Source organism: Parachlamydia acanthamoebae, from assembly GCF_000875975.1.
In the GTDB taxonomy this organism is placed as follows: Bacteria; Chlamydiota; Chlamydiia; order Chlamydiales; family Parachlamydiaceae; genus Parachlamydia; species Parachlamydia acanthamoebae.
On record NZ_BAWW01000066.1, the window covers coordinates 352,224 to 377,221 of the forward strand.

Sequence of the window (24,998 nt, forward strand, 5' to 3'; positions counted from 1 at the left end):
TTCTTCCATCCCACGTAGGCTCAAAAACAGCATTTGCTCAATTTACATCAGAAGCAGCTGGCGCGAAATATGCTTATATACCTATAAAGACATGGTTATGCCGATTAAAACAAAAACGCTTGGATCATGTCTTTAATCCTTGATTTGAAGAACGACAGAACCATTTACTTTTCCTTGTTTTAAATCATCTAAAGCTTGATTCGCCTTTTCTAAAGGATAGACGTTAACCTGACTATGGATGGGAACTTTGGATGCCAAAGCTAAAAATTCGTTGCCATCCTGGCGTGTAAGGTTTGTCACAGAGCGGATCATCCGCTCTCCATAAAGAAGAGAATAGGGAAATGATGGAATATCACTCATATAGATGCCCGCACAAACTACCACGCCACCTTTGGCTAAAGCTTTCAAAGCGGTAGGAACTAAATCTCCGGCGGGAGCGAAGATAATCGCCGCATCGAGTTCAACAGGCGGTAATTCATCCGTCCCACCTGCCCAGATAGCTTTTAATGTTTTAGCAAAAGCTTGTGTTCTTTCATCGCCAGGACGGGTAAACACATACACACTTTTCCCCTGGTAAACAGCAGCTTGAGTCAATAAATGCGCCGAAGACCCAAATCCGTAAAATCCTAACTTTTTGGCATTCCCCGTCATTCTTAAAGCTCGATATCCAATCAATCCCCCACACAATAAGGGAGCGGCCTGCAATGGGGAAAATCCGGCAGGAATCGGAAAACAAAATGAGGCATTCGCGACAGCATACTCTGCAAAGCCACCTTGGGCTTGATACCCAGTAAAGGTCCCATGATCACAAAGATTTTCTCGTCCCGAAAGGCAATACTCACAAGCATCGCAACAGCCCCCTAACCAGGGCACGCCCACGCAATCTCCGATTTTAAAATTTTTTACCTTACTTCCCACCCCTGTCACAATTCCCACAATTTGGTGGCCCAAAATTAGTGGTAGATGGGGATGTGTGAGCTCTCCATCCCGAATGTGCAAATCGGTTCGACAAACCCCGCAGGCTTCCACCTGCAAAAGGACTTGGCTGGATGTTGGCTCAGGTATAGGAAGATCTACAAGTTTCAGAGGAGTTTTAGGCTTTTCAAGCAACATTGCGCGCATTATGCTATCCTTTAATGACAAGTGAAGGTTTTAAGCGAGCAACCTTATCGGCAAGCCCCGCTTCCTGTACGGCATCCACCACACTGTCCACATCTTTGTAAGCATCCGGCATTTCTTCCGCAATTGTGCGTGGGGAGTTCGCTTTGACAGTGATTCCTTGCTCTTTCATATAACGAATTGGATCTTTTTGTTTCCACGATTTCAAAGATTGAATACGACTTTTAGCCCTTCCCGCCCCGTGGCATGAACTACACCAGGTCAAAGGATTCCCCTTCCCTACCATCAGATGGCTGGCTCTTCCCATATCACCTGGCACCAAAACGGGTTGACCAGTTTGCCGAAAAAGAGGGTTAAGCTCTTGAGCTCCAACACCAAATGCACGTGTAGCCCCTTTTCGGTGCACACAAAGCTTGCGCATTTCTCCATTGATCTCATGCGTTTCAAATTTGGCAATATTATGGCAAACGTCATAAAGCAAACGAATTTCCTCGGGAGCGATCTTACACGTTTCAAAAAAACTTTGTCTCACAGCATGCAAAATTTGCTGCCGATTATTAAATGCATAATTTGCAGCAGCAGCCATGGCTTTGAAGTAGTTACGACCCGCCTCACTATGAATAGGAGCGGCTACAAGCTGTCGATCCGGTAGCCCTTTGGCATATCCTTGCTTGAGAAAATCATCTAGCGTATCTTGGCATACTTGATGTCCGAATCCACGCGATCCTGAATGGATCAAGATATAGGTTTGTCCCTGTTCAACACCCCAGGCCTTTGCGATCTCTGGAAGAAAAAGTTTTTGAATTTCCCCAATTTCCACAAAGTGATTCCCTGAACCGATGGAACCTAATTGGCTTTCCCCTCTTTCACGTGCTTGCAAGGATACCGCGCTTAAGTCCCCTCCCGCAATAAACCCTCGACTTTCCATATATTCCAAATCTAATTCAAAGCCATATCCATGCTCGATTGACCACAGAGCTCCTTTACTAATGAGCTCTTGATAGTCGGAATTTGAAAGCTTCTTTTTCATTTTAGAAAAGCCGTGTCCTACTCCAGAGGGAACATTCCTAAAAATCGCATTTAAGAGAGCATCTCGATCGCGAGAAGAAATCTGTTTAAAGGGAATAGGAACAAGGGCTAAACGCACACCACAATTGATGTCATAGCCAACACCTCCAGGACTGATCACACCTATCTCAGCATCCGTTGCAGCCACCCCTCCAATGGGAAAACCATATCCCCAATGGATGTCAGGCATGGCAATGCTATATCCGACAATGCCTGGAAGGTGGGCCACATTGCGAACTTGATCTAAAGGTTTTTCAAAATCCCCTCCTTGCATCAATTCCTCTGTTGCAATGACTAATCCCGGCACAAGCATATTTCCCTCTTGTGGCAAAAGATAGGTTGCTGGTTTGATTTTTTTTAGATTATACATCGACAATCATCTCCCATTCTAAAAAGTGATTTTTAGACTCTCGAATATCTCCATGTAAACTGACTGCCTTGAAAGGGCATCCAAGCCTGCCATCTGCGCGTGTAATCCCCGCATTGAGATGTTGGATGATTTCCTCTACAGAAGAAATACCATTCATGGGAGGGAAAAAAGTGCGTATCGGTGGAAAAAGAAAAGACAAAGCAGCCTGTGCATGGATACAGAGATCAGCAAGCGTTGTTCCTCGTATGCAAAAGGCCACGTCCGCGGTATGTTCGAATTCCTCAAACGGAGGAATTAAAGAGTAACTCCACCGGGAAACGTAATTTAAATTCCCAAGGCTTTCATAAAGGTGAATCGCTTTTAAAACAACAGGAAAAGGCTCAAAGGATTTTCGCCAATCTTGAAAAGAAAAAGGGGCGCGCGCGATGGTAATATGCGGAAGAAAGGTTTCTCGCTCCTTAAATGTAAATGCATGTGTTTGCAACCAATGGATCAGATCCTTTTGATACGCTTCAACTAATTGGCTGCATTCTACATGCCAGGCAACGACCCGTGGATGTTTTTTAGGAAGGAAAGTCAGGTGATCCACATAACCCAATAGACCAAACTGAAAAGAAGGTTTAGGAAAAGAGGGCAGAAGGCTATGCACCTTCTGCCCTTCTACATTGCCTAAAAATGCCAAAGTCATATGCCTGCAAGATTCCGTCAGAACTCTCCCTTTTGGCAAATCTTGCGGCCAGGGAGCCTCTATCTCAAAACCAAAAAACAGGCGCTGCGTTTGTTCAGCCATTTTGATCAGATTTCAGGGTTTTATACACAATCTCATAAAGATTGTTTGAAATATTCTTTTGCGCCAAGATTCTTTCTAGCTGCTCTTTCATGACTTTCTTTCTTAAAAAATCCAATTTTGCATATTTTTTAAAGCCACCTGCCAGCTTGGCCGCGATCTGCGAATTCATCGGATCGAGATGAATGATCGTATCCGCCAAAAACGCATACCCCTCTCCATTATTTGCATTGAAATGCACATGGTTATCCATAAAGCTGGCGAAAAGGGCTCGTACAAGGTTCGGAACTTTAAAATCGAATACAGGATCGTGTGTCAAAGCCTTAACTTTCTCCAAAGTTCCATCCAATTTGCAAGAGGCTTGCACAGCTAACCACTTACACATCACGAGAGGATCATGCTTCCATCGGGCATAAAATTGATCGAGCACCTTTTGACGTGAAGGCGAATCAATTTGATTGAGCATTACAAGTGCAGAAAATTGGTCCGTCATATTCTTGGCTTTGGAAAACTGCTGCTCACAAAGACGGGTAAACTCGGGTTTGTAAGTGGCAGAAAGATAGGATAAACATAAATTTTTTAAAGTGCGATTGCTTACAGAAACTGCATCGAAGGTATACTCGGCATCCGAATGACATTCTTGATAAATCTTTAGCAACTCATCTTCATAGCGCGTGGCCAATTCTAAAATTGCAAATTCACGCATCAGATGAACGCCATCAAAATCAATTTCCTTTTGCTTTTGATGCAACATTTCCTCGCTTGGCAAGGAGATGAGTTTCGCTTTTAAGGCCATATCTAATAAAGGATCTGTTAGAATTTTTCCAAAGGCTTCCATGAAGTCGTCATCGATCATCGGATCCTGCCCTTCATGCAATTCTTCAACCATTTCTAAAAGAACTTGCGTAGCCAATGTTTGGCTGGCATCCCAACGATTAAACTGATTGGGATCGTAAGCCATTAGAAGAGCATAATCATGGCGACTATACGGGGCAGTCAAAGTGATAGGAGCTGTAAAATCTCGATTGACAGAAGGGATAGGTTTGCTAGCCACATCTTCAAAAATAAATGTTTCTTTATCTTTTGAAATGCATAGCACGGTTTCCATGCTCTTCTCTGAACTTCCTGGAGCCATAAAGGAAAGAGATTCCCCTTTGTCATTTAGCAATCCAACCTTGAATGGAAAATAAAATGGGAGCTTTTCACTGCCATCGGGAGTGGGTGCGCTAGATTGAGCAACTGTCATCTCAAATCTTTTCTTCTCGGCATCATATTTAAAACCTAAGTCTACATGGGGTGTTCCACTTTGCGTATACCAACGTTTGAACTGCGTGAGATCTTTCTCTGAAGCTAATTCCATGGCATGCACAAAATCATCCGTGGTCACAGCTTGCCCATCATATAGCTCAAAGTATTTGTCTATCCCCTTTCGAAATTTTTCTTTTCCAATCAAGGTGTGAATCATCCGAATGACTTCAGCACCTTTTTTATACACAGTCGTGGTATAAAAATTATTAATCTGAATATAAGAGCTCGGTTTAATAGGATGCGCCATGGGCCCGGCATCTTCGGCGAATTGCAATTCACGTAAAGCTTGCACATCTTCAATACGATGAACCGTTCCCATATCCGCAGAGAACTCTTGATCGCGGAAAACAGTTAATCCTTCTTTCAAGGTCAGCTGAAACCAATCGCGGCAAGTAATGCGATTGCCTGTCCAATTATGGAAATATTCATGCGCAATCACTTTTTCAACACGGGTAAAATTGTCATCTGTTGCAGATTCTGCATCTGCCATCACACAATTCGTATTAAAAACGTTCAAGCCCTTGTTTTCCATTGCACCCATGTTAAAGGAGTCGACAGCTACGATCATGTAGATATCAAGGTCATATTCTAAACCAAATACATCCTCATCCCATTTCATCGAGTGGATTAAAGATTGCATCGCATGATGACACTTGGACTCATTGCCTTTATCACAGTAAATCTTTAAATCGACTTTTCTTCCAGATCGTGTGGTATACACGTTTTCGATACATCCCAAATCCCCTGCCACCAAAGCAAATAAGTAGCATGGTTTTGCAAAAGGATCTTCCCATTGCGCCCAGTGTTTACCATTAGCCAAATCCCCTTTCCCAATCAAATTTCCATTGGATAAAAGCAAAGGAAAACGTGCTTTATCCGCAACGATGGTGGTCGTGTATTTGGACATCACATCTGGGCGATCTAGAAAGTAAGTAATTCGTCTAAAACCTTCTGGTTCGTTCTGCGTACAAAAAATTCCACCTGATTTATACAGGCCATCCAAAGCGGTATTTCCCTTTGGATTAATTTCTGTCGTAATTTCCAATGTGCATGTTGGATTAAGAGCAGGAATCGTTAAACTTTTCTCATCCACTTGATATTGAGATGGGGATAGTGGTTCACCATTCATTTTGACTGAAAGGAGTTGCATATGTTCTCCAGTCAGCACGAGAGGGGCTCCCTTTCCAGTTTCTGACTGCTTGATGAAAAGTTTCGAGGTTACTTTTGTTTTTTCATCTTCCAGATCGAAGTGGAGGTCCACTTTCTCGATCAAATAATCTGGAGATTTATAATCAGTTAAATAAATAGGCTTTGGAGCATCACTTTTCATGGATCTACTTTTGGTTGTTAAAATTCTACGAGTTCTAATAATTCTAAACGTTTTTGCTTCATCGAATGCGCACAAGCTTGCTGGACATGCTTAATAAAATAATCCTCATCTTCAATCGCCTGAAGCATGTCGACGATCACCAAATTGTGTGTCTCGATCAAATCTCGAGCAGAGACAGAGCAGCCACTCCGGATATCAATCGCATTGACAATGTTTTTCGGCTCTTGAGGGCGAATGTTGTCGTCAAAAAAAATGGCTATCGTATGAGGGTCTTCTAAATCAATCGGGAATAATTTGCCATAGGCAGCGTACTTTTGATGTTCGCTCCATTCTTTCCAACTATCTTGCACGCCCACATTGCATATTTTAAAAAATTGATAAATTTCTTGTAGTGAAATAACGGGTTTGGGTCTGTTTTCAATAAACAAATGGCGATTCTCAAACCGAGCGTTATATTTGATAAACTCGCATCCCAACTGTGTGTTAATTGCTTGCACAATCTGGGGCAATTCTTTTCCAAAAGTCCGAATTTGCAAGGTGAAAGAAACCCTTTGGTTTTGCAAATGTCTAATCATCTTAAAGAAGGAGGGGAAAATTTGAATAGGTTCCCCTGAAACAAATTTATTTAGACAATGGTGATATTCAGCTAAAACCTGATTTTTAATGGGATAGGCGGATGCCTGTATAAAGTCCGTAAAATGAAAAAGTTTTTGCAATCTTTTTTCTTTCAACTGTGAGTTATTTTTATCACCAGGCAAAAGATAACGGTAAACATATTCTTGATAAGAGATGGGCTCTGCGATGGACTCGCTCCATTTCTCTTTATACTTCTGCGCTAGTGCTCGATTGATAGTATCTTTCGCCGATTTGCCTGCGGCTTGGTCAGAAGCAATTAAGGTCTCATTGATGTCAAAATGAAGAATAAGCCGTTCTGCATAGCTTGGATGAAAAAGGGATAAGCAGATAAAGAGATAAAGGAATGTGTGTGATCCAATTCTCATGACGACCGTCCTTTAGGCGTTAACAATAAGCTCAAAAAAGCAATATAACTTATTTATCGCTAATAGTCATGGGAAAAAAAGGGATATTCTCCAAAAGCCCAAATGAGCTTTTGGAGAAAAATGAATGGCTTAAAACCAATAAGCTAGGCCTGCTTTAGCACCATATCCACGGATACCATGCTTTTCCTTGCTTAGACTGCGATTGTAAGCAGCACCAACATTGACTGATACTGTTTCACATAAGTCATATTCCAACATCGCCGCATAGCTTGGACCGCTTGTATGGTCTTTATTTTTCAATAGGTGCTTAATCGTTGTACGAGTGCGACTCCACCAGTATTGAACTTGTCCGCAAACTCTCAAATTAGGGCGAATACGATAGGTCGCTTCCAATCCCATATAAGGGGAATAGGAACGGAATCTTTCCTTAAAAATCAACTTATACCCTTGAAATGGCATTTTAAACGTTGTGCGCATGAAAGAATAACCAAAGCCAACAACGGGTGTGACGATCAATTTTTCAAAAATAGGGAAGCAATGTCCAACTCCAATGCTTGCTGTAAACAAGTCACCTTGGTTCGCTCCATACAAAATGCTTGGCTTAATGCACCATCCATCCTTAACGATGACAGTTGCGTCCGCTTTATACGCAATCAAATCCATTCTTTTCACAGTGCGGTTAAAATTCAATACGTCGACATGGACATAAGCTGGACCAAAATCCACTTTTCCCCAAACTTCTGCATGAATCTTTTGCTGACCTACAACAAATAGAAGCATGGAAAATGCGAAAAATCGGGCAACTTTGTTCAAGTTAAATCGAATCTTTTCTTTCATCATTATTTCCTCATTAAACATAGCGTGTATGGAGTTTTTGAAATAGGTGTACATTTTTAAACGTAATGAGAATTAAAATCCAGAAAATTCGAGATTGTAAGGAACACAATTATTATTAATAATATAACAATTGAATGGTTTAGTTTCTTTTAAAATAACGCGGGATAGAAAATTAATTCGCGGCCATTTCAGCCGCGAAAAAAATCTATTTATATTTTTCTGAAACCAACAACTTTAGCCTCTTCAAAAATAGGGACCTGCTGAAGGTACTCCTTCAAGGGAGAAATGCAGATGCGCAAGAGGTTTTTTCCAATAAAAAATTTCGTCAGATTTAAAAGTGGGGGATGGGCATCAACATCGGAGAAATCTTTTTGGATAGAAGCAATCAACCGTGTCACATGGTTAAAGATTGATTTTGCGTCTTCCATGTCAAGTGTGAGTCCATTTTCATTTATCAGCGTAGTCACGAATTGATCAAGCAAACCATAAAGTGTATGAGTCGTTTCCTTAAAAGCTCCTTTTTCATTCGCTTCAAAGATAAATTTAAACAATTCTACGTAGTATTTTGAAAATGTGTGCGCATTAAACTTGTTTACAAGGGCCCGCGATTGAACGAGGATATTGACGATTTCATTGCTTTGCTTCGCATGCAAATCGATTTCCTCAACATCATTTTCAACGAAAATTTTCACATTCAAAGAACTTCTTAATGCAGGCATACAAAATCCCAAAAGGTTCTTCTCCATCATAAATGCCGTGAGCTTTAAAAGCGGCGGATGGGCATTTATATCTGGAGATTCACTCTGAATAGTACTAATTAAAAGCACAATGCAGCGATAGAAAAGCATCACATTCATCTCCTCAATCTTGCTGTGGTGCGGATCTTCATTCACTAACATCGTGATTGCTTGATCAACCAAACGATAGAGCTCTTTTGATTGACCAAGAAAAGCACCTTTCTCGTTTGCTTCAAATAGGAATGTCATGAACTCGAGGTAATACGCTCGAAATTTAAATGCGTCAAAATCCTTTAAATGATCTCTGGCTTTTATTATCACTTCAGCAATTTGAAGAGTCAGCTTTGAAAAAAAATGTGTCCCTATTACCGATCCATAGAGATCCCGCAATTCCTCCCCATGAAAAAAGAAAATTTTTATAAAATATTGGATTAAAGGAGAACCATTAAATTCAAAAAAACCTTTTGTTTTTAATAAATCCCAAAAGACCTGGTAACAATCATACAATAATTGGTAACCATATTGATCCCGCTCTTCCACGCTGCGATTTTTTAAAACCTCTTGGATGTATTGCAGCATATAAAAACTATAAGACACAGGGAATCGATCGGATGCAGAACCTATTGCTAGATAGACCAAATTAAATAATAGTTTATTTTCTAAATATTGGAAAAGCTCTTCAACACATTGAGTACCTTCCTCTGACCTTGCTATAAAAGAGCACAGTATCTGTAAGCGACTTTCAAACTCATCGGTTTTGCACACATTTTGACTTAAGGAAAAAGCGCTTGCGAATGTATTCATCCAGTACGTCATTTCTTCGATCCGCTGCACCCTTTCCTTTAAGTTCATGGTAGGCACTCGATAATTCTCAATCTCAAGAAATAACAATGGCAAGAAGTCATGTTTATAAACCGACCGAATCTGGTCAACTTGGCATGCTTTCATGCAAGAAAACATGCGATTTCCAAACACACGCATTTTGGCATAAAAAAAGGCAAAATGTTCAGAAAAAAGACCTATACTTAAAGATTTTTTAAATAATTCAGTTCCTTTTTCAAAAAAATCCTCTTGTTCTAAAAAGCCTTGCATAAGCTCTAAGACTTTCGAGAATAACTCTATCGAAGTCTTTTGTTCTGCTTTGACCAAATAGACGCCATGACATATAAACAAGTCTATCACAGGTTTAACAAATGCTTTTTCTTCATGCGCAATATTTAAATAAACATCAAAAAACTCCCTATAGCGAGAAAAGAATTGCTCGATCACCGGGGATCCAAACTCTTTTAGGATTGCCATTCCGCTTTTGAGACTATCTTCCGATTTTTTTTCTAAAAGAGCAGAAAGTATTTCGACAACAATTTCAGCTCTCTCTTCTTCTGCAATCCCATGACTTCCTTTGAGATCAAACTCAGGCCATTTACCAAACAAACACACATAATATTTGAGCAAAGTGTGGGAAGAATGCTTTGCAGAAGAATGGCCCTTTAATAAGCTATTTAGATTGAATTTTGATGCAATTTTTTCTATGCACGAAAGATAAAAATCTTCTCTTTGATTGATAAGAAGGCTCTCAAATTCATGCATAAGAAGGAGACTTCTTTTTATCTGAGAAAGATCCGGTTGATCTAAATAGATGAGAATAGCTTCCTCTAAAAGGTCCATTTTCTCTTTTGGATATTCTAACCATAATTCATTCTTTAGATGATCAACAACCGCATTCACTAAAGAGTTATCATCCTCCTTTAAGTTCTTGAGCAAATATTTTAAACTTAGCAAGTATTCATATGCGTTAGATTTTAAAAATAGTTTCCCGAATTTGACAAATAGGTCTAGGCAAGCTAAGCGTGCAGTCGCATTGCCTTTTGAGAGAATTCTAAAAATGGCGATTAATTTTTCCCCTTTTTGTTTTCCTGAAAACTGATTGGACGTACCTAACCATTTTTTAAAAATGCCACTAAACCGTGCAAGTAAATTGAAAGAAAGTTTATTCGTTTGAACATCCTTCCATATCACCTGAAAACATGATAGATATGCATCCACATTTTCCTGAATCAGCAATGTTTCAAACTTGGTAAACAAACGAAGAGACATCGGAAAGTGATAATTATTTGGATGAGTCGTCAATAGCTTAATAAGGTCCACAACGCATTCAGCCTTTTTTTTGTTCTCTAAATTCAGAGGATGAGCAATTTCTTGGCCTTCGAAGAAGAAAATTCGGAGTCTATAATAGATAGAGGCGGAAATCTTATCTAAATCAATGCTAGTTATAATATCTTTATAATCTTGTCGGTTCACGTTATTGCCAAAAAGATAACAAAAGAAATATTTATCTAGATGACCATGCAAGATCTTTAGATACTCACCTTTTTTCTTCCCCGTAGTGTTCTCAAACATAAGTAAAAGAATATTCATCACAGATTTCAAATGCTTGAGAATGACTTCTTGATTAGATGCTTTAGAGATAAACTCAAATGTAATCCCATTGAACACCCCTTTGCAAAACTCGAAAACTTTTTCGCTAACAGAACTGTCTAAAAAGTCGCTAATCGGGTTCTCATCTAATAAGGCAAGCTCATGAATTTTTTTTTGTTCAGGAAATTGTTTAATCCAAAGTACCAAATAGGCGCTGAAATAACGATTAAATGTGTCCGAATTAAGTTTTCTTTGTGCAAGCATAAATTTTCCAAATGCTTCTAAGCAAAGAGCTTTTTCGGCGGGGTAAGGCTTAAATTTTAAGAAATACGCGTAAAAAAATTCCGCATTTTCATAATTCATATCCCTTACCATTCTTGCTGTAATGGCTCTGACAAATAATTCATCTAACTGATCTGGAGGAAAAGCTTCATGCATGCTATCATTATGTAACACCTGAAAAAGGACATGTCCTGAATTAGAAAGCTCCTGCACGCGTTTTAAAATAAATGTAAAATGCTTAGATTTTTGAGAAGCCAAAAAATGGGGAAATGTATCCTTCATTTTATCTCTGATCGCGCTGTTGGAATGTTCACAGCAAACCTCAAAGATTGGATCGATCAAAGCAAATTCTTTTCCCTTCATATAAACTTCTATGAGCTCAACTAGTTTAGGAATTAATTTTTTGGATGCAAAACCTTTCATGCAAGATTTTTTTAGTATTGTTAACAAATTTTGCTCATCCTTAAGCGAAGCTTGTCCTTCAAATCTTTGCTTAAGGATCTGGAAAGCCTTGATAACCATTTCTTGAACAGGATGATCGATAAGATATTCGACATTATCGCCATTTGCATATTCAGGAAGGATCAATCCCTTGTTGTGGCCTAGCTTATATAGACGCTCATAAAACTCCTTTTTTTCGGCCTGTAATTCTTCAACTTCCAAAAAGGCTGCAAGATCCGGATCTTTTATCCACAATTCAACGGAGAATAAACGACTTTTTTCGATTAATGGAAAGATTTCATTTAAACAAGCAAATTTTGTCTTTGGGAATGTTTTCAAACGATCTTTTCTAATAAAAATTTCCTTAAAAATGTCAACCAATTGCTCTTTGATTTTGCGAGATCCCTGTGCACTTACTTTTTTAATCAGATCCATCCAATATCGGGTTTTCTGCGTATCCATAGCTGCAATCAATTTTATGTATGCGCTTAAAAGGATATTATCAACCTGTGAAGTCTTTTTTAAGGCATTGAGAAGAGCCTTTGAATATTCTGTCTTGAAATTATCACGTACAACAAAGCGCTCTAGCGAAATCAAATGGTAAATAGGCCCGTAATTTTTTTTCTCCATGCAAACATCTAGCAAAGCTTCCCAAATCAAGCAGTCACTTGCCTCAACTGTCATTTTTTTATCATAGGAACTGATCAACAAAGATTTAAAACCATTTTCATCAGCTGGTAATAGATGATTGCCTAACAAGATAAGGGCTTGCACAGTCTCAGCATTCAGCTCGACAAAATGCTTACATATATAGTCGCCCCAAAATGATGCAAAAGGAAGATTTGCGTAATGTGTCAATGTTTTAATAAGCTCTTCAATCACTTTGATATGATGCTTTTCCATGCTTCTTTCCGATACAACCGCTTTCCACAAATGGTGGAAGCCAAGCACCTCCTCAACCGTTGCATCTGACTTTTGTAATGTTTCTATGCTCAGATCATACAAATGTTTTTTGCGATCCCCAAGAAAGCCTTGAGAAGTTTTCCACATGATTAGATTCTGTATAAGACGAGAAAAATTGTCTTTAGAACCGAGCGATAGGCTATAATTGATCAGATGTAATTGATGAACTTGCAGGGTCTCTTTTAAACCTCTAGAAATGTCTGAATACTCCAATAAAGTATCTAAACAAAATTCTGTTTGAATGGGGTAGCGATGATAGTCAGGCAAAACTTCGTCAAGTAGAAGAGAAAGCAGTTCATTAAACTCCATTAAAAAATCTTTCTTAGAAAGATTTTGAAGAATGGTAAAAATCCAAGTCACCTTCTCATTTTGTTCAATCTGCAAATGTTGGATATCAGGACTCAAAATGATCCCTTGAATCTTTTGTAAAATCCTTTTATTTTGATATTTCTTCTGTTCCGCAATAAATGTGGAGAAAAATTGTCTAACAATCTTTTTTAATTCCTCCGAGTGGTTTTTCAGACACCTCGAAGCCAAACGTTGGATAGATGCTGCGGCAGACTCAACATGTAACGAGTCGATCTCTTGTTTTAAAGCATTAAGCTGAATATCCATTTTGTCATCCTCGCTCAAATAAGCCATATAGCTAGAGGGAACTGATGCGCTTACAACAACTTTTCCTCCATTTCTTATGTGGTTTTGAACAAGGCTTCTTAATCGATGAGAATAGATTTCTGCATCAGGTAATGGACTTGTCTTGCAAATCAAATTGATCATTTTTTGCTGATCCTTGTGAAAATGCGTTCCAATCAAACGTGTAGCTAAATCCACGATTGGATAAAAATGCCTTGGAATCGGTTTCCAAACCTGAAAGTCTCTTCCTTCGTTCCACAAAGTGACACTTGATTCAATCGATCCTTTTTGCAATGTTTTTTCTAATAAAGATGTCCATATTTCATGACGAGTAGAATGAATAATTTTATGACGCACTAAAAAGAGTAAAAATTCATGCGCAAAGGTTAAATGCCCTGCCTCACAAAGAGTATTCAGAAATTGGCCAAATATGAAGTGGCTTTCATTTTCAAATTGCTTTAAATATCTATTTAAGCGCGTATTTTCCAATATATGTCTGATTACTTCTAAAAATTTAACAATTTGATCTATGGGTAATTTTTGATAAGTAGAGGCAAGTTCTAAAACCAGACTGTAACATTCAGAAACATTTTTAAATGTTCCCAGCTTCATTTTAGAAAGAATATCAAAAATATAATGTGGGTTCGCAAATCGCATGGTTTTAATTAATTGCATTGCGCATGATTCGTCTAAAAGCACAAACGGAGATTCTCTCCACAGATAAGACGCATATACGTGTGAACTTTGAATACCTGCTAAGGCCAGTATCCAAGACTGCAAGGGCGAATATTGTTTTTGATGAAAAGCAAATTTCTCGAACAACTTTGTTCCCCAAGGTACATTGGAGAAAACCAATAAATTGTGAATTTGTTCTGTTAATATCACTTGCTTTTTCTCATCTACATTCGCATGCACAACAGGAAAATTGTGAATAAGCGCTTCTAGATAAAGTTGTTCTGGAATGCATGTTTGGCATGTCGCTAATAAGTAAAAATTCAAGCAAAATAAGAAATCATTTTGAACACCAGTATTTGCATAAATCGCTTCTTGGAGAGGATAAAGAAGATTTTTTAGATGAAAGTGATAAGGAGATAGCTGTGATCCTTCATTTGGATAAAAAGTATTAAGCGGCATATAGGCGTCAAAAAGTGCTTTCAAATACTTTTGATGATGTGTATTTTCTGCGACAGTTTTTACGCAGGTATGATAGCCTTGCAATGGATCCATTCGAAGAAAAATGGAATACCCGTCTTCTTGAATTCGAATAGCTGGCAAACCTTCATGTTTAGTTAAGATAATCCTTACACCAGCATGATTAAATAGTGGACGCTTACTCCCTAGTGCCAATAGTGCAAAACATTGATGCATTTGAACCACTTCTTCTACCGAGAGACCATACTCCAAAACCCCCTGCCCCATTAAAGCAAAAATGGAATGGGGTTCTGCGGAATCATCTTTTGATAACAATTGATCGCAAATAAGATCTAAAGATTCTGGACTAACATGCTCTCGCAAGCTTAAACACGTATTCCAGATGATTGCAAAGGACATTTTTGGATTAAATGAGTCTTCTCTATTTTTAAAGTAATTTAAAATAAGGGATGTCACATTGCTAACTGTCGATTCATCATGTTGGCCTACGATGAATTTATGCACGATTTGCCAAACCATGCTCCGGGAGGCATCTTTTCCCTGTTGAGGTTCTTTAAAACCGTTTCCATAATCTCTTCTTCCCATAGAAATAAGGGTCATCAAAACAGGAAAAATATCTTTATTCACAGTATTGATAGAGGGAAGGTGCAAAATATGCGTTAAATAATCGATAAACCCTTGAAAGTTGTCATCTTCCAAAATAGGACATATGGGGACATGAAACGTATGTGAAAAGAGATGTTTGTTAAAATGCTCAAGGATAGGATCGAGCGGAATGTGCACTTTCTCGTAAAAGTTTCCACTGGAAATTGCAATGGAGACAAGCTCATATTTCTTTGCAGGATCATTTACATCTGCCGTCCATGATACAAGTGAAAAATACGGGGGTATAGTATGAGAATCGACAAGCTTAGGATCATGTTTTGTAATGCACCTTCCTAGGGTTTTCAGGGCAATATAAGTGGAAACTTTTGCAACTGAACCATCCAATTCATCTTCAGATCCGCTTGAGTTAATAAGTGCCACTTGAAAAACATGCTTATTTTCTGCTGCTTCTAAGCCTATCTCTTTAGTCATGTAAGTGAATTGTCCTTCTGTAAGCCATGCTGAGAAACGAGAAAGATACGAGCCCTGCAGAATGCTTTGTGTCACGCCATCCCCTGCATAATAGGCATGGACTTGCGATCCAATTTTTCCTCCAAATACCTTTTGTAAACATTCAACCATGTTAAATCTTCCATATGGAGCTCCATGGATTTTCATACTACGGCTTAAAACATTCCAAAGCAGTTTAAACTCTGTTTCATCGAGAACAAGCTCTTGCCTATTTAAGCTTTTTAAATAATCTGTCGCCCATGCACCTACATCAAGCTTTCCAAGTACGCATAATTGATTGAGAAGCCAATCTGAAATATCTTCAGCGGGGATAAAATTGGTAAAATCTAAGCAATTGGGAGCATAGTAAACGTTGTCATAACCTGAATAGGCTGTTTCAGCATAAACGGGATGAATGGGATAGGTATTATAACTGTACTGGGGGTGGCTAGAAATACGTGGATCAAGCATAATTTTATCTCTATAAAATTTTTAAAATAGAAAAATGGTTACTGTGCCAAAAATTGGATAGTAACTTTCCTATCAAAAAGAGATTTTTTATGTGTAGAAAATTGTGTGAGCAGGACAAGATTTAATAAAGTTTGAATGATCGGCCTGTAAAATAAGCTACAGACTTTTTAAATAAAAAAATAGGCATGCAAATATGAAATCCCTACGGCTAAGCATGCCGTACTGGGAATTGTCAAGATCCAAGCCACAACCATTTGAGAAACAATCTTCCACTTGATCGATGAAAGTCTTTTCCCAACAGATCCGACTCCCATGATTGCTCCTGTCATGGTTTGAGTAGAAGAAACAGGCACACCCAGTGAAGTGGCTAGAAACAGGGTAACGGCGCCCGCAGCCTCTGCACAAAAGCCTCCCGCGGAACGAATTTTTGCGATTTTCATTCCCATGGTTTTGACAATGCGCCAACCCCCTAAAGCAGTTCCTAAGCTCAATGCAGCCTGACAAGATAAAATAATCCATAGCGTGTGGATATCGAATAAGGATAACTTTTCATCCTCTCCTAAAATGCCTCCTGCAATTAAAATCGCTAAAATGATCCCCATCGTTTTTTGAGCATCATTTGCTCCATGAGCCAAAGAATAAAAAGCAGCCGAAACAAGTTGTGCTTTTCTAAAGCCTGCATCCAGCTTAGAAGGGCTCCAAGCATAAAATATACGATATAACCAAACCATGAAGAGAGAACCCATAAAAAACCCAAGAAAGGGCCCTAGAACGATAAAGAATAAAATTTCGCTTAATTTACCCCAATCTAAAGCTTCCCATCCCGCATGTGCGAGCCCAGCCCCTGCATAACCCCCAATTAATGCATGCGAAGAGCTTGAGGGAATACTCAAAGACCAGGTAAAGGCATTCCAAAGAATAGCACTGGCAATCCCAATCAACACAACAAAAACATATTCGCTATGATTTGGTTGAATTTTTACAATTCTTGACATCGTTTCTGCAACACGTGGGACAAATAGCAAGATTGCAGCGAAGTTAAAACCCGCCGCCCAAAGGATTGCGGTTCTAGGTTTAAAAACACGCGTAGAGACAGCTGTTGCAATAGAGTTGGCCGCATCGTGAACTCCATTAACAAAATCAAAAATAAGCGCACAAATAACTGCGAGAATGATCAAAAACATTTTAGGAATTCTCCATCAAAATGCCTTCAACAATATTGGCAACTTCCTCACACTGATCAATTGTTTTTTCCAAGATTTCGTACATCTCTTTCCATTTGATAACGGTCAAAGGATCTAACTCTTCATCAAATAGGCGACCCATTGCGTGTCTAAAGGTGATGTCTCCCTCATCTTCTAAAGCATCGATGACAGAGCAATGTTGCTTGATTTCAGTATGTTTCATCAAACGAAGCTGTTTAATGGCTTTATGTAGTTCTTCTACACACATCAAAAGAATGCGTGCTAAGTGCTCAAAATCTGCGCGCATTTCACTAATTTTAAAAATGATGAGCGATTCAACCGCTTCTTCAATTCCATCAATGATTCCGTCCATCCAACTGATTAACTTGTGTATGTCTTCTCGATCAATGGGAGTTAGAAACGTTTTATGCAAATCTTCAATGCATTCCCGCGTTAGCTCATCTGCTTGATGTTCAAGATGTTGAATGGTAATGGAAAGATGTTTTGGATCTTCGTTGTCTTTCACAAGCACATAAAATTTTTGAGTGGCATCTAAGGTTAAATCCACGAGCTTCTCGAAAAAATCAAAGAAACGGGTCTCTTTGGGAATCAAATTCGAAAACATACAATCTCCCCATTAGTGATGGAATATTAGCCCTTATTTTTTGTGACATTTTTATAAAAAAAGATAAACAAAATTCATAATTATCTAAGATTTAGGAGATTGCCATTAATGGCACGAATTGTGTTAGTAAATATTTGAAAATGCTATGGTGCAGTTTTAGGCCATGAGAAGTCAAAAGGGGACATATGGATAATCAAGATCGAGAGATTGCAGAAGAACTTCTATTCTCAGAAAAGAAAAATCCTAGCCTTGCTAAAAAATTATTCTTTGGGGAACTCGATCCTCAGCAAGTTTTTCCTTTCCCCACCGTCTCGGAGGAAGAAAAAAAGCGCACAGAGCAACTGTTAGAAAAAGTTAATGCATTTGCCGATCAAAATATTGATCCCGATCAGATTGATCGAAAGGCAGAAATCCCAACAAAAGTCATTTCAGGTCTGGGTCAGCTTGGCGTATTGGGAATGACAATTCCACAAAGGTATGGAGGGCTTGGCATGACCCAATACGCCTACTGCAAAATCATGGAATCGATTGCAAGACGCTGCGGTTCCACGGCGCTCTTTATCAACGCCCACCAAAGTATTGGTCTCAAGGCATTGCTTTTATTCGGAACAGAAGAACAAAAAGGGCGCTGGTTACCCTCTTTAGCTATAGGTGAAGACATTGCCGCATTTTCCTTGACGGAGGAAAGTGCCGGTTCCGATGCTAATGGAGTTACTACACGTGCCATTTTTGATCCTGAACGCAACCTTTATCGCATTACAGGGAAAAAGCAATGGACCACAAATGGGAGTCTCGCAAAAGTTTTGACGGTCATGGCAAAAACAGAAGTCAACACCCCCACAGGCAAGCAAGATAAAGTAACGGCTTTTCTTGTCACTCCTTCGATGCCCGGTTTTAAAGTAGCAGCAGTTGGTTTAGAAAAGGTAGGCATGCGTGGCACGCGCACCAGTAACTTGGAATTCGATAATCTTGAAGTTCCCGCCGCGAATGTCCTAGGACCAGTGGGAGGAGGACTTAAAATTTGTTTAACCGTTTTGGATTATGGTCGCACAACTTTTGGAGCTTCATGCACCGGAACAGCCAAATTTCTTGTGGAAAAGGCCATTCAACACGCCCAAACCCGCTACCAATTTAAACGTCCTTTAGCCTCTTTTGCCCTGGTAAAGAAAAAAATTGCCGACATTTCAGCTCTAGCCTTTGCGATGGATGCCACCACTTATTTCACGGCCGGGATGATCGATCAAAAAATCGAAGATTTTATGTTAGAATCTGCCATCTTAAAAGTATTTGCCAGTGATTCACTCTGGACCATCCTTTATGAAACCATGCAAATCTTTGGTGGACGCTCCTTCTTTACCAATTACCCTTTTGAAAGAATGATGCGCGATGCACGTCTTAATATGATCGGAGAAGGCTCAAATGAAGTTATGCGTGCCTTTATAGGACTCGTGGGTATGCGCGATGTGGGCCAGCACCTACAAGAAGATTTAAAAAGATTAAAGAGCCCTTTTGAAAACTTTAAAAAAACCTTAGATCTCGCGGGTGATTACTACAAAAAACTACAATCCCCAACGATCCCTTCTTCCAAGCTCTTGAAAAGCGAAGCAGAACAACTGAGTGTGAATGTGCGCAATTTTGGATTAGCCATTATTCGCTTACTTGCCAAAGAACGGGAAGGCATTATTGAAAAACAACTTTCCTTAGACCGTATTACAAATGGAGCCATTGCGCTTTATACAACCACAGCAGTGCTGAGTAAACTTGAGACAGACTTGAAAAATGATTCTCCCTCTATTAAAAAAGATCTCATTTTAGGGAAACATTATTTTCAAATGGCTCAAGATCTGTTTTCACAAAACATTGGGTCAATTTTTTCTAATCATGATGTTGAAACTGAAGATGTTTCTGATCAACTTACCGAGCTGAAAAATCTATGGCAACCAAACAAGTAAAACAGCATAAGCTGGATCACATTCGTTCTCTGCGCCATTTGACAGAGAATATTCTGCAAGAAGAAGCCATTTTAAAAGAAGGGGGCGGCCAAGCAGGTCAAGAAAGACAGCAACGTCTGGGGCGTCTGACTGCACGTGAAAGATTAAGATTCTTGCTAGATGATATTGATTCGTTTTTTGAGCTCGGCATTTGGGCAGGCTACCAAATGTATACCGAATGGGGAGAGCTGCCCGCTGCAGGGGTCATTACAGGTATTGGAAAGGTTCTCAACCGACCATGCATGATCATCGCAAATGATGCCACTGTAAAAGCGGGTGCGATGTTCCCACAATCTGTAAAAAAGGTATTAAGAGCGCAGCGTATTGCTTTTGAATGCCGTTTACCCATCATTTACCTAGTCGACTCATCAGGTGTTTTCCTTCCTTTGCAAGCTGAAATTTTTCCGGATGAAGATGATTTTGGACGTATCTTCCGAAATAATGCCATTTTATCTGCTGCTGCCGTTCCTCAATTTGCCGCCATTATGGGAAATTGCATTGCAGGCGGTGGATACCTTCCCGTTTTATGTGACAAACTTCTCATGACAAAAGGTAGCGGATTATATCTGGCAGGTCCTGCACTTGTTAAAGCTGCAATTGGGCAGGTTGTGGATCCAGAAGAGCTGGGTGGAGCGGACATGCATGCGGCAATCAGCGGTACCGTAGATTTTCTGGAACCTAATGATCACGCTTGTCTAGAACGTTTGAGACAGTTGACTGACCTCTTACCTTCTCCCAAGATATTCTCAGAATCTTTGCCTATTGGAGAAACCGAATACGAGCCCCTCGAGTTATATGATCTAGTTAGCGGAGATAATCAAACCAGCTATTCCACGCATGTTCTCATGAATTGCATTGTGGATAAAGGTTCCTTGATTGAATACAAAAGTGAATATGGCAAGTCCCTTGTTACGGCTTTTGCCAAAATTCAAGGAATGCCGGTCGGGATTATCGCGAATCAACGTGAGCAAACCACGAATGGACGAGGAGAAATTGAAATTGGTGGGGTCATTTATGCGGAAAGTGCCGATAAAGCCGCGCGCTTCATTATGGATTGCAACCAAACCAGAACCCCTCTCATTTTTTTGCAAGATGTGGTCGGTTTCATGGTAGGTAAAGAAGCGGAGCAATCGGGCATCATTCGAAGCGGTGCCAAATTAGTCAATGCGATCAGCAATTCCATCGTACCTAAAATCACCATTATTGTTGGAAATTCTTTTGGGGCTGGTAACTACGCACTTTGTGGTAAAGCCTACGATCCCAATTTCATTCTAGCCTGGCCCAACGCTAAGTACGCCGTTATGGGAGCAGACCAAGCAGCCAATACCCTTTTCACCATTCAAAAGCAAGCAGCCGAAAGAAAAGGCACTCCCATGGATCCTGAAGAAGCAGAAAAGCTGAGACAAAAGATCAAACAGGTCTATGACATACAAATGGATATTCGTTATGGGGCTGCACGTGGTTGGGTTGATGCCATTATTCCTCCTCACGCCACAAGATCCGTTTTGATTGATCTTTTGCATCTTGTCAACGAAGCCCCTCAGCTACCTAAAACCTTCCACACTGGCGTCTTTCAGGTATAATTGCAAATCAAGGTTATAAAAAATATGCACATGTGCAAAAACTATTCTAAATGCTAAACAAGACTGGGATGTGATCATTGCTGGACGCCATGAAGAAAGGATAAACGCTCTCATGGAATCCTAAGGATTTTGTTGGTTAATCCAAATATTTAACTGTTCGAAAGTTATTTCTAAACCTGGAATGAATTATAAGAAAGATTAATAAGTAAACGGTGAAAAATTCGATGAGCGAAAGTCCTCGCTGGATCTTCCTTTAGCAATTCCATTCTCAGATCTAAAGGAATATAAAATCAACATTCAGCTGATATACATCCAACCAATGACCCGTATAAGCCAATAGGACTTCATAAAGAGGGCGTCGTACTTAACTTTTAAACTTTCCGCTCCAAAGCAACGATACGATTTACCCAAATCTCTATTTTTTCGGGGTATAACTTGATATTTTGTTGCCCTTTTTCATCCAAGTTTTTCTACTAATCCTGCAGTAATCATTTCGATCAACCATCTTTTTCATGCTGCGCTCAGAATAATCACTCCCCCTCACTAGCAATTAAATCAGGCAGACTAATAGGCTCGATTTCCAAACTCATTTATGCAATACAGCCAACTTTTTATCTTTAGCTTTCGTTTGAACACCTTATTTTCGTGATATGGCCAATTAAGCCAGGCAATGAATAGATTTCAGGTTAACAAGTTGGTGTTCCAGAAAACATGGGTTATTCATTGCAAAATTTCTCAAAATGAATCAAAATTTCCGGCTATTCCGCCGAATATATCTTTCTTTTTTAAAACTTACCATTCTTACGTTAAAGCAATGATGATACATTCTCAAATTTCTAGCTTACCATCCTTCGAAAAATCAAAACATTTGTTCAATACATTTTCGAAATCTTCTCTAAGTCTTTTGGGAAGATCCACACAATATCCTTACAGTTCTTCTAAACCACTTGTTTTCATCCATACAAAAAAAATTTTCACCACAACAGGTAAAAATCCCAAAAATCTTTTTCAAGCGACTCGTGCACGACACTTCTCACGGGATAAAAAATGGATTTACACATTAGCAGGAATTGCCACTGCAACGGGTGCTGGAGTCTTATTTTACAATCACAATCAGAAAGAAAAAGCCGCTGTAATTGCTACACAAAATGCAACGAAAATCCCAAAATATGGACCTTTATACGACAACAAAACCCTTGTATTACATGGAGTGGGCTGCAAAGTCTGGAAAATTGCCTCTATCCTTAATCATGGAATTTTATCATTTCAAGCAGCCAAAGACAAAAAGCTTGTCTTGGGATTAAATTATGGACATGAGGGACTACCGCTAATGAATGGAATAGATTATATCAGCGTCGCTCACCCACCTACCGTTAAAAATGATTCTCATGAAGCTTTTAGTACATTTATTAAAAATGGCGCGTCTTTAGCCATTGTCAATGTCCTTGTTACAACCAATGCTCCAGTTAACTTGAGGACATGTAATAAAAAACTATATAACTCTTTACATCCCGGAAATCGAGAACTCGCTAAGGAAATGGGATATGGCTATTTTGAATGCTCAGATGAAGCTTATGTGTATTACCAGATTGAACCAAAATGCTTTGTGGGTTTAGTGATTGATGAAAGACTTATGTCAAAAAAAATAACAGAAATTGAATGGCTGTCTCCCCATGATTCAGATCACTTTCAGGTGCAATGCCTCAGTTTTCTTCATTTCTTAAAGGAAAACTATAATATCGAAGACGAATCCTTAGCTGAAAAAATTGCAAAGCCAGCTTTGCATTCATTTTCGGAACGCCTAGAACTTATCAATGAATGCCGGAATTTATTTTATCTTGGTCTCTCTAAAAGGCATGCCTCATGGGAAGAAATAACCGTGATAGATCTTTTAATCACATGGCTCCCTGAAAGGATGAAAATCTATAATACCGATGGTTTTGAAATCTGTCCTTAAAAAGGGGCGTTTATTCAATCATTACGTAAAAGCCTGTCATAAAATGATCTGAAGCTAGATGACAATCATTTTGTACAGGTTCGTCCATCTGATATAGCCTTTGCATAGAAGCATCAAAGGCCCCACTCAAAGAATAGCTAAACAAAATCTGGCTATTTTTACAGTTGGTAAAACCAATATCCAAAGTATCACAACAAAATGCCCCATTTTTAATTGTCACAGCAAATGGATCGTTGGGAAATCCTCCCCAACTTCCGGCCTCCCCATAATGACCTAAGAGACTTTTATCTCTAACATCATGACACCCTAAAGATTTTAAATAATGTTGGTAGAGTTTTTCTCCATTAAAACTTTCATAAAAACGCTCTCCAAAAGAAAACCACAATTCTTCTTTGGCAATATTTTGAATAGTATAGGCTTCCGCCTCTACGTATTCCATTTTCCCTCCCAAATGATCGTAGTGTGTGTTAAACATGTAAAACACTTTCCCTGTAAAGGTATCTTTAAATTTCCCCCAAATAATAATTCTTTGGCGAGATGCATCATAGCCAATAGAAGGTTCAGTTGGTGTAGGAGATAACCATTGAACCCCATGCTCTAAACATTCAAACCTCTCCGGTCGATAGCCTATTGCCAAAATTTCTCCAATCCATGTATCCGGTTTAACTTGATCCAATGGGAGTCCATCAAAAGCTGTGTACCCGATAAAACAATGATTGGGAAGCTTCTCTTTCAAAAAATTGGCCTGTTCGTAGGTCACTTCTTGGAAGTTAATAATGTCTGGAATGCGCTTGTATATGAAATTCGAATTCGCTTTTAACATTCCCTCCTTCACTAGATTATAGTGCCGAAATTCAAACTGATCATAAGGATTGGGATCATGAAAATGCACATTTTTAATCTTGGCTCCTTGAGGAAATCGGAAGACAAAATGCATGAAAAAATGGGGTGTATTTTCCTCGGATTTTTTTTCATTTTTTTGTTTGTAGTAATGATCTTGGAATACCCCATAAGAGGTATATTCTGCTTGAATATCTTCACAAACCTTTGTCTGAAGCACTTCTAAAACTTTTCTTAACTCTTGCCATTCTTCTTCATAAAGACTGCTAGCATGCCGTTTTAAAGCAATAATTAAACGATATGGATAAGGAAAGTTACCGTAAAGAACACCATTAGGATCTTGAGATGCTTTTAAGGCAATTCGAAAAAATTCAGTTTCATAAACAGGAAAAGGTTCTTTTTGACTAAATGTGCAGGTTCTGCACTCCGTCTGTTTTTCGCATTCAGCAAATTTAGAATCATATGGTAGATGCTTTACAAGAGATCTATAAATCTCATCTTGCATATACTGCATGACCTGTCTAGCTTCATCTTCCATTTGAAGGGTTTTAATATAATAATCTTTCCGTTTATCCCACGAATTTGCAGTTTCCTTATCATTGTAAGATGTGCGGATGTTGTAATTCGCTATATTAATGTAATTCTTGCTTTGAAAGGGAATAGCGGGGCAGTGCGCTTTATATTCGAAATGAGGACGATTTAACAGATGATGGATTTCACTGATACCAAATCCACTCATTCCACACAGAAAAAAAATAATCAATTTGTAATATGTCCGACTCATCATCCTCGCCTAAATATATTGATCT

At 39.1% G+C, this 24,998-nt stretch carries 13 protein-coding genes; 3 read left to right on the top strand and 10 right to left on the bottom strand.

The genetic code is table 11. The features are described from left to right. Positions 1-132: 132 nt before the first annotated feature. The 9 genes from AOM43_RS11165 to AOM43_RS11205 all read right to left on the bottom strand — a co-directional run bounded on the left by AOM43_RS11165 (position 133) and on the right by AOM43_RS11205 (position 17,818). On the bottom strand, positions 133-1,122 hold the full coding sequence (locus tag AOM43_RS11165; protein WP_013924244.1) for a zinc-dependent alcohol dehydrogenase family protein: 990 nt from the start codon (positions 1,120-1,122) through the stop codon (positions 133-135). Positions 1,123-1,126: 4 nt separating this feature from the next. Next, positions 1,127-2,557 (bottom strand): RtcB family protein, encoded by a 1,431-nt coding sequence (locus tag AOM43_RS11170; RefSeq protein WP_006340530.1) that lies wholly within the window; start codon positions 2,555-2,557, stop codon positions 1,127-1,129. Then, positions 2,550-3,347 carry a hypothetical protein gene (locus tag AOM43_RS11175; protein WP_006340531.1) on the bottom strand — a complete coding sequence of 266 codons (798 nt, stop codon included), beginning with the start codon at positions 3,345-3,347 and terminating at the stop codon, positions 2,550-2,552. The genes AOM43_RS11170 and AOM43_RS11175 overlap by 8 nt, the downstream gene beginning before the upstream one ends. Then, positions 3,340-5,982 (bottom strand): aminopeptidase N, encoded by a 2,643-nt coding sequence (gene pepN / locus AOM43_RS11180; protein ID WP_059360316.1) that lies wholly within the window; start codon positions 5,980-5,982, stop codon positions 3,340-3,342. Before pepN ends, AOM43_RS11175 begins: the two co-directional genes overlap by 8 nt. Positions 5,983-5,999: 17 nt before the next feature. Continuing rightward, positions 6,000-6,983, bottom strand: coding sequence for a hypothetical protein (locus AOM43_RS11185; RefSeq protein ID WP_059360318.1), 984 nt, complete (start codon positions 6,981-6,983; stop codon positions 6,000-6,002). A gap of 129 nt (positions 6,984-7,112) precedes the next feature. Further along, entirely contained in the window at positions 7,113-7,823 is a 711-nt protein-coding gene (locus AOM43_RS11190) for a putative outer membrane beta-barrel protein (RefSeq protein ID WP_144016265.1), read from the bottom strand. 206 nt (positions 7,824-8,029) lie between these two features. After that, positions 8,030-16,009 (bottom strand): hypothetical protein, encoded by a 7,980-nt coding sequence (locus tag AOM43_RS11195; RefSeq protein WP_059360320.1) that lies wholly within the window; start codon positions 16,007-16,009, stop codon positions 8,030-8,032. A gap of 167 nt (positions 16,010-16,176) precedes the next feature. Next, positions 16,177-17,193: an inorganic phosphate transporter gene (locus AOM43_RS11200; protein ID WP_059360321.1), complete on the bottom strand. Its 1,017-nt coding sequence runs from the start codon at positions 17,191-17,193 to the stop codon at positions 16,177-16,179. A gap of 1 nt (position 17,194) precedes the next feature. After that, positions 17,195-17,818 carry a DUF47 domain-containing protein gene (locus tag AOM43_RS11205; RefSeq protein ID WP_059360323.1) on the bottom strand — a complete coding sequence of 208 codons (624 nt, stop codon included), beginning with the start codon at positions 17,816-17,818 and terminating at the stop codon, positions 17,195-17,197. A 185-nt stretch (positions 17,819-18,003) separates the two neighbouring features. Here AOM43_RS11205 and AOM43_RS11210 point away from each other — a divergent pair, with 185 nt between their 5' ends. The 3 genes from AOM43_RS11210 (at position 18,004) to AOM43_RS11220 (ending at position 23,349) form a co-directional block, all read left to right on the top strand. Next, positions 18,004-19,770, top strand: a complete 1,767-nt coding sequence (locus AOM43_RS11210) for an acyl-CoA dehydrogenase family protein (protein WP_059360325.1) — start codon at positions 18,004-18,006, stop codon at positions 19,768-19,770. Next, positions 19,752-21,392 carry an acyl-CoA carboxylase subunit beta gene (locus AOM43_RS11215; RefSeq protein WP_059360326.1) on the top strand — a complete coding sequence of 547 codons (1,641 nt, stop codon included), beginning with the start codon at positions 19,752-19,754 and terminating at the stop codon, positions 21,390-21,392. Before AOM43_RS11210 ends, AOM43_RS11215 begins: the two co-directional genes overlap by 19 nt. A gap of 814 nt (positions 21,393-22,206) precedes the next feature. After that, positions 22,207-23,349 carry a hypothetical protein gene (locus AOM43_RS11220; RefSeq protein ID WP_226987513.1) on the top strand — a complete coding sequence of 381 codons (1,143 nt, stop codon included), beginning with the start codon at positions 22,207-22,209 and terminating at the stop codon, positions 23,347-23,349. Positions 23,350-23,359: 10 nt separating this feature from the next. Here the strand turns inward: AOM43_RS11220 and AOM43_RS11225 are convergent, their stop codons facing one another. Then, positions 23,360-24,973: an exonuclease/endonuclease/phosphatase family protein gene (locus AOM43_RS11225; RefSeq protein ID WP_059360330.1), complete on the bottom strand. Its 1,614-nt coding sequence runs from the start codon at positions 24,971-24,973 to the stop codon at positions 23,360-23,362. Positions 24,974-24,998: the final 25 nt, after the last annotated feature.